Raw genomic sequence first — 7,596 nt, forward strand, 5'->3', positions numbered from 1 at the left:
CGCTGAYAAAGCAAGCGGATATAGTAAAGTGAATAAAACAGAAAAACTTCCAAAACCAATTGCGGTATATCCAAGTGTTCTCGCTCCAAAATTGACAGCTAATAAGCCAACTAAAATAGCAAGGGAGCCGAGTGTAACAGGATAAAAAGCAATGGAGAATAACGAAAGAAATAATGCGACATAGCCGATCATTGCACCGGTATTTGTACCTTCTATTTCATTTGCAATTTCTTTGCGCTCATGTCTAATCGGAATACCAGCCGGAGATATTTCAGCTGCATACTCTTCGTTTTTTTCACCACTTTTAAAATGATGATTTCTCTTTCTTCGCATGTACATCCCTCTCTTTCAATTGGGTGTATCTATAGTATCTTTCATAAGGAGCAGAACATGAGTATGAGTTAAACCCAAGTAAAGCAAAAATTGGAGAAAATAGATTCCGTTGTTATCCTGTTTATCCCGCTATTTGCCGTGCAGTAAGACCCCCACCTCAAAATTCGGCTGGAGCAAAGAAGTTAGATGGGAGTCGGGCTGCCAGTAAAAGCCCGATTGGTTCAAATAATAATCAGTGGGGGAAGAACAAACACTCCCACTGATTAAAGTTTCACTTTATCTCCTTATGAAGATAAACAGGGATTTTGGAACATGATGTAGAATGAAATGAATGATAATACGTGAAGGTAGGGGAATGTATGGCGAAGTTTAATTGGCATGAATCGGCAGAGAAAAAATGGGATAACAATGCAGAGTTTTGGAATCAAAATAGTCAAGAAATGTGGGATAGCGGGAGCAGGAGTACAATCATTCCATTTTTTGAGCAGTACGTGGAAAAGGAAGTACAAGTGTTAGATGTTGGCTGTGGTGATGGGTATGGTACATATAAATTAAGTCTTACTGGCTACAAAGCGGTTGGGGTGGACTTATCGGAAGTTATGATTCAAAAGGGTAAGGAGCGCGGAGAAGACCCAAACTTATCTTTTATAAAAGGTGATCTTTCTTCATTACCATTTGAAAATGAGAAATTTGAAGCAATTATGGCAATTAATTCTTTAGAATGGACCGAGGAGCCGTTGCGAGCATTAAATGAAATAAAGCGTGTTTTAAAGAAAGATGGATACGCATGTATTGCAATTTTAGGACCGACAGCAAAACCGAGAGAGAACAGTTATCCGCGCCTATATGGCAAAGACGTTGTTTGCAATACGATGATGCCTTGGGAATTTGAACAGTTAGCAAAAGAACAAGGATTTGAAGTTGTAGATGGTACCGGCGTATATAAGCGCGGAGTAAATGAGAAGATGTTAGGTCAGCTACCTACAGAGTTACAACAAGCGTTAACATTTTTATGGGTATTTATGTTAAAAAACGTATAACAAAATTGAAGGGTTTTAGGAGGTAAATAAGTGCAGAAAATACAAAAAACTGATACAATATCATCAGAATCAATTAAAGGGGGACTAGGGTATATGACAACTACTACAACAGTTAAATCTGATATTGAAATCGCACAAGAAGCAAGTATGAAGAAGATTCAAGAAATTGCAGCTAATTTAAATATTTTAGAAGAAGAACTAGAGCCATACGGACATTATAAAGGCAAGTTATCTCTTGATATTTTTAAGCGTTTACAAGATGAGAAAGACGGTAAAGTTGTTTTAGTAACAGCGATTAACCCAACTCCAGCAGGAGAAGGTAAATCAACAGTAACAGTTGGTTTAGGTCAAGCTTTTAATAAAATTGGTAAGAAAACAGTAATTGCACTTCGCGAACCATCTCTTGGACCAACAATGGGATTAAAAGGCGGAGCAGCAGGTGGTGGTTATTCTCAAGTAGTACCAATGGAAGATATTAACCTTCACTTTACTGGAGATATTCATGCGATTACAACTGCCAATAACGCATTAGCGGCGTTCATTGATAATCATATCCAACAAGGAAACACACTTGGAATTGATACGCGTAAAATCGTTTGGAAACGCTGTGTTGACTTAAATGATCGTGCCCTTCGTAATGTAGTAATTGGCCTTGGTGGACCGGTTCAAGGTGTACCACGTGAAGATGGTTTTGATATTACAGTAGCATCTGAAATTATGGCCGTATTCTGCCTTGCAACAGATATTCAAGATTTAAAATCACGTCTATCTCGCATTGTTGTCGCTTATAATTTTTCAAATCAACCTGTAACAGTTAAAGATTTAGGAGTAGAAGGAGCGTTAACACTTCTATTAAAAGATGCATTAAAACCGAACTTAGTACAAACATTAGAAAATACACCAGCTATCATTCATGGCGGACCATTTGCGAATATCGCTCACGGTTGTAACAGTGTTATCGCTACGACAATGGCAGCAAAATTAGGTGATTATGTTATTACAGAAGCTGGATTCGGTGCAGATTTAGGTGCCGAGAAGTTTTTAGATATTAAAGCACGTGCAGCTGGTATTAAACCAGAAGCGGTAGTTATTGTTGCGACTATTCGTGCGCTTAAAATGCACGGTGGTGTGGCGAGAGATCAATTAAAAGAAGAAAATGTAGATGCGTTAGCAAAAGGTATGGAGAACTTACAGAAGCATGTTGAAACAATTCAAAGCTTCGGTGTTCCTTTCGTAATTGCCATTAACAAATTCATTACTGATACAGATGCAGAAGTTGCATACTTACAAGAATGGTGCAATGAGCGTGGCTATGCAGTATCCTTAACAGAAGTTTGGGAGAAAGGTGGCCAAGGCGGAGTTGACCTTGCTGAGAAAGTGTTAAAAGAAATTGAAAAAGGTGAAAACAACTACGCACCACTTTATGAATTAGAATTACCATTAGAAGAAAAAATTCGTACAATTGCTCAAAAAGTGTACGGCRCAAAAGATATTGAATTTGCTCCGAAAGCACGTAAGCAATTAGCTCAATATGAGGGAGAAGGTTGGAGTAACCTACCGATTTGTATGGCGAAAACACAATACTCTCTTTCAGATGATGCAACAAAATTAGGTCGCCCATCTGACTTTATCGTTACAATTCGTGAATTAAAACCATCTATCGGTGCAGGGTTTATCGTTGCGTTAACAGGAACAATGTTAACAATGCCAGGCCTTCCAAAACAGCCAGCTGCGCTGCAAATGGATGTAAATGAAGATGGAAAAGCAGTAGGTTTATTCTAAAAGGTTGTAATTCATCTCGTTTATCTGTAAACTATATATACATCAAGTGGCGCCTTTCCATCGAAAGGCGCCTGTTTTTTGGAGGAAATTATGTTTGATCCAACTGCTTTTGAAAATTTAAAGGTAATTGTGGAAGGAGCTGTCTATGATTTCGATTTACACGGTGATATTCTCGTAACGGATCGAAAAGATGTGATGGACCTTGCTTCATTAAGTCGTATGTATAGTATTTCATTTCAACTAACAGAAACATTTAAAACGATGGTAGAGGCGACATTTTCACTATCTGTTGATGCAAAGAATTTATCAGGTGAAATATTAGAAGTACCTCAGTTTATACCAGGTTGTGAAATGAAGCTGGAATTCTCGTTCGAAATGGAGCAACCAGAGATAGGATGCGAAGAAATTGAAACTTTATTGCATTCTATATGGGGAAAAGAGCGAATGATTACGCAAAAAATTTCATACGAATATAATAAGCAAGCGATTTCATATCATAATAAGGTAGAGGTTCTATTTCAAAAATCGATTACAGAAGACCATGTTGATGATTTAATAGCTGTTATTTCACACATGATAGAAACGGTGCGAACAATACAACATTTTCTTCAAAAATAGAGATAAAGGAGAAAAACAAATGATAAAAGATATGCAACCATTTTTACAACAAGCTTGGGAAAAGGCTGGTTTTAAAGAATTTACTGAAATTCAAAAACAAGCGATTCCAACTATTTTAGAAGGACAAGACGTTATTGCTGAATCTCCAACTGGAACAGGAAAAACATTAGCGTACTTATTACCACTTTTACATAAAATTAATCCTGAAGTTAAACAACCTCAAGTTGTAATTTTAGCGCCAACTCGTGAACTTGTTATGCAAATTCATGAAGAGGTTCAAAAGTTTACAGCAGGAACGGATATTTCAGGTGCGTCTTTAATTGGTGGTGCGGATATTAAGCGCCAAGTTGAAAAATTAAAGAAACATCCGAGAGTTATTGTCGGTTCACCAGGACGTATTTTAGAGTTGATTCGCATGAAAAAATTAAAGATGCATGAAGTGAAAACGATTGTATTTGATGAGTTTGATCAAATTGTAAAACAAAAGATGATGGGTGCTGTACTTGATGTAATTAAATCAACGATGCGCGATCGTCAATTAGTGTTCTGCTCGGCGACAATAACAAAAGCTGCAGAAGATGCGGCACGTGATTTGACAGTTGAACCACAATTAGTACGTGTAACACGTTCAGAGGCACAGAGCCTAGTTGAACATACGTATATCGTTTGTGAGCGTCGTGAAAAAAATGATTATATTAGAAGAGTTATGCATATGGGAAATGTAAAAGCAGTTGCCTTCTTAAATGATCCATTCCGTTTAGATGAAATTACTCAAAAACTGAAGTTCCGTAAAATGAAAGCAGCAGCACTTCATGCAGAGGCAAGCAAACAAGAGCGTGAAGTAACGATGCGCGCGTTCCGTAGCGGGAAATTAGAAATATTACTTGCTACTGATATTGCAGCACGTGGATTAGATATCGATGATTTAACACACGTAATCCACTTAGAGTTACCAGACACAGTAGACCAATATATTCACCGCTCAGGACGTACTGGACGTATGGGTAAAGAAGGAACAGTTGTTTCTCTTGTAACAGAACAAGAAGAGCGTAAATTACTTCAATTTGCGAAAAAATTAGGTATCGTGTTTACGAAACAAGAAATGTTCAAAGGAACATTTGTAGAATCGAAACCACCAGCACCAAAGAAAAAGAAACCAGCTTTTACTGGTAAGAAAAAGCCTAGATAAATAATTGGGAAGACGTAACTATGCGTAGTTACGTCTTTTTTTGTGGAATAATAGATGGAATTTTATTAACGACTATTAAAATTTCATCTATCGTAACTTTAAAAATATTAACGATTCTACAGGGAAAATTTAGCTAATATTTCAAAGTTAGAATGGATTACTTTAAAGGATAGCTTATCTTTTAATGGGATTAAAGTCCCATCATTAGCAATTAGTTTTGGAGAAAGTGGAATTGTAGGGGCGGAAGATGAAAGTGTAATAGAGCAGTTGAAACGTGTTGCTGATAAGGGATTAGAATTAGGAACAAACATAATAACGGCTCACATTGGAAAGATTCCAGATGTTGAAAAGAGCGAGCGATATGAAAAGATGCAAAGGGCTTGTTATGAGATAGGGGATTTATCATTAAAATTAGGGGGAGTCTTTGCTATTGAGACGGGATCTGAAAAAGCAATAGTGTTAAAAAGATTTTTAGAAAATATAAACTCAAAAGGACTAGCAGTTAACTTTGACCCAGCGAATTTAATAAGTGATGTAAATGAAAATCCGATAGAAAGTTTATTCCTATTAAAAGATTATATAGTACAAACGCATATTAAAGATTGTAAAGAATTGAAAAGCGATAGTTCAAGTAAGTATATAGAAGTCGCAGCAGGAAACGGTGAAGTAGATTTCAATATATTCTTCAAGGCATTAGATGAAATCGGATTCGACGGTTATTACATGATTGAAAGAAATGATTATTTTAACGAACTTGACGGGATGAATCAGTCGATAAATTTTGTGAAGAGGTACATATAAACTCAAAAGGAATAACAATAGCACTTGTAGAAACCTACATAGAATATAAAAACCATTAGGGGGAAATGAAATGATCCATAAAGTTGGACAAATTATGTTGTATGTAAATAATCAAGATGAGGCAGTAAATTTTTGGACGGAAAAAGTAGGATTTCATGTAGTTGCAGAGGAAGATAACAAGCAAGGAATGAGATGGATTGAAATTGCTCCGACTAAGGGTGCAGAAACGAGTATTATACTACATAATAAAGAAGTTATTTCGAACATGAGCCCAGAATTAAATCTTGGTACACCGTCCTTAATGTTCTTCTCAGAAAATCTTGATCAATTATATAAAGAGCTAACAAATAAAAATGTTACTGTTGGAGAAATGGTAACTATGCCTTCTGGTAAAGTGTTTAACTTTGCTGATAGTGAAGGGAATTACTTTGCAGTAATGGAACAGAAAAAATAATTGTATTGTTATGTGAAAATCCCCCTTGTAAATAATGAGGGGGATTAAATATTTGAAGTGAATTTTTTATTAGCGAGTTGTTCTATAAAAAATGTTCCTTTTTCAATAGCAGTCTCAATATAACCAACGATTTGATCAAACGTAAATACTTGTAAGTCTTCATGCAAATGTTGCTCTGGATACAACATATCTTCAAAAATATATTGCCGAAAAGCTAAAACATTCTTTCTAGAAATCTCCTCTATATTCACAATGTTAGCCTCTTGATTAAGTAGGGCGAAGAGCTGCTGTTCTTTATCGTAATGATGCAACAATTGTGCGTTCAATAATTTAAAATCGTTATAGTACATAGGTGCGATAGTTTCGTCGTTTTCTATTCTGTTTTTAAGCCAAGGTAGAAAAAAGCCGCTTAGCCAATTATCATCGGCAATGAGGTGGGTATAATAACCTAAAATATAAGGGGAATCCAGATGATCTTCGTATTTATGAATAAATGAATCATAATCTATTCTTCTCGTATAGTTCTTCGTTGTACCAGCGTAAAAATGTGAAGTTCCTTTTTCTTTTTTTGAATGAACAGCATCAGGAGCTACACCACCAAGTAAGAAAGAAGTTTTATCTTGAATAGAWARTTTCTCWGCAATACCGCTCGCGATAATGATATGCATAATTCGTGATCCCATGAATAACACCTCTATTTCATGTATTCATTTTAGGGAGCTGTCTGAACATGTAGTATTACTTTCCCTGTACTTTGTCTACTTTCGACCCATTCATGTGCTTTCCCTGCATCTTGAAGAGGAAAAGATTTCGTAGCTTTAATTTGTAAACTTCCATCGCGTAAATAAYGGAAAACTTGATTCGCAGTTTCTTGAAGCAATTCAGGACGTTTTTTCCGTGTAGTGCCAAAGCTGAAACCGAGTATAGAACGGCAACTTGCGTGTAAATCTTTCGTTTGAAAAATACCAACTTCTCCGCTAGCATTGCCGAATTGGACGAGACGACCGTAATAAGCAAGGCATTCTAAACTTCTTTCGGACACAGTACCAGAAATAGAATCTAAAACAATATTAACGCCTTCTCCGTTTGTAAGCTGATTTACCCTCTCTACAAAATCTTCATCTTGATGACAAATAACATAATCGGCTCCTGCATCAAAAGCGATTTTTCTTTTCGCTTCACTTCCAACAGTACCGATAACTTTTTTAGCCCCTAATAGTTTTGCAAGTTGAATCGCTGTAGTACCAATTCCTCCAGCAGCTGCATGAATTAGAACAGATTCACCTTGTTGAAGTCTTGCAACATTTGCAAGTAAATTGTAGCTTGTAAAAGATACGATAGGGCAAGCGGCTGCAGTTTGGAAATCAACTTCATCAGGT

Annotated in this window: 8 protein-coding genes and 1 pseudogene; 6 read left to right on the top strand and 3 right to left on the bottom strand. The window is 36.4% G+C overall.

Annotated elements, in window-relative coordinates; all coding sequences use genetic code 11:
- The coding region (locus tag AC1DJR_RS16860) for a permease (protein WP_477003075.1) at nucleotides 1-333 on the bottom strand (333 nt) is incomplete at its 3' end.
- A gap of 359 nt (nucleotides 334-692) precedes the next feature.
- On the opposite strand from AC1DJR_RS16860, the gene AC1DJR_RS16865 reads away from it, so the two are divergent.
- From AC1DJR_RS16865 to AC1DJR_RS16890, 6 genes and pseudogenes are all read left to right on the top strand, one after another.
- Nucleotides 693-1,373: a class I SAM-dependent methyltransferase gene (locus AC1DJR_RS16865; protein ID WP_002085991.1), complete on the top strand. Its 681-nt coding sequence runs from the start codon at nucleotides 693-695 to the stop codon at nucleotides 1,371-1,373.
- A 93-nt stretch (nucleotides 1,374-1,466) separates the two neighbouring features.
- Entirely contained in the window at nucleotides 1,467-3,155 is a 1,689-nt protein-coding gene (locus tag AC1DJR_RS16870; RefSeq protein ID WP_477003078.1) for a formate--tetrahydrofolate ligase, read from the top strand.
- Between the two features lie 90 nt (nucleotides 3,156-3,245).
- Nucleotides 3,246-3,773 (top strand): hypothetical protein, encoded by a 528-nt coding sequence (locus tag AC1DJR_RS16875; protein ID WP_002065080.1) that lies wholly within the window; start codon nucleotides 3,246-3,248, stop codon nucleotides 3,771-3,773.
- A 19-nt stretch (nucleotides 3,774-3,792) separates the two neighbouring features.
- Complete coding sequence (locus AC1DJR_RS16880; protein WP_002012513.1) at nucleotides 3,793-4,962, top strand: DEAD/DEAH box helicase; 1,170 nt, start codon at nucleotides 3,793-3,795, stop codon at nucleotides 4,960-4,962.
- A gap of 126 nt (nucleotides 4,963-5,088) precedes the next feature.
- Nucleotides 5,089-5,763 (top strand): annotated as a pseudogene (locus AC1DJR_RS16885) (sugar phosphate isomerase/epimerase family protein); the annotation flags it as partial.
- A 70-nt stretch (nucleotides 5,764-5,833) separates the two neighbouring features.
- Nucleotides 5,834-6,217 (top strand): VOC family protein, encoded by a 384-nt coding sequence (locus AC1DJR_RS16890; RefSeq protein WP_429688812.1) that lies wholly within the window; start codon nucleotides 5,834-5,836, stop codon nucleotides 6,215-6,217.
- Nucleotides 6,218-6,261: 44 nt separating this feature from the next.
- Here the strand turns inward: AC1DJR_RS16890 and AC1DJR_RS16895 are convergent, their stop codons facing one another.
- On the bottom strand, nucleotides 6,262-6,900 hold the full coding sequence (locus AC1DJR_RS16895) for a hydrolase (protein ID WP_477003076.1): 639 nt from the start codon (nucleotides 6,898-6,900) through the stop codon (nucleotides 6,262-6,264).
- Nucleotides 6,901-6,929: 29 nt separating this feature from the next.
- Nucleotides 6,930-7,596, bottom strand: a 667-nt coding sequence (locus AC1DJR_RS16900; protein ID WP_477003077.1) for a zinc-binding dehydrogenase, incomplete at its 5' end; no start/stop codon positions are given.

The organism is Bacillus sp. 05T31, assembly GCF_056396725.1.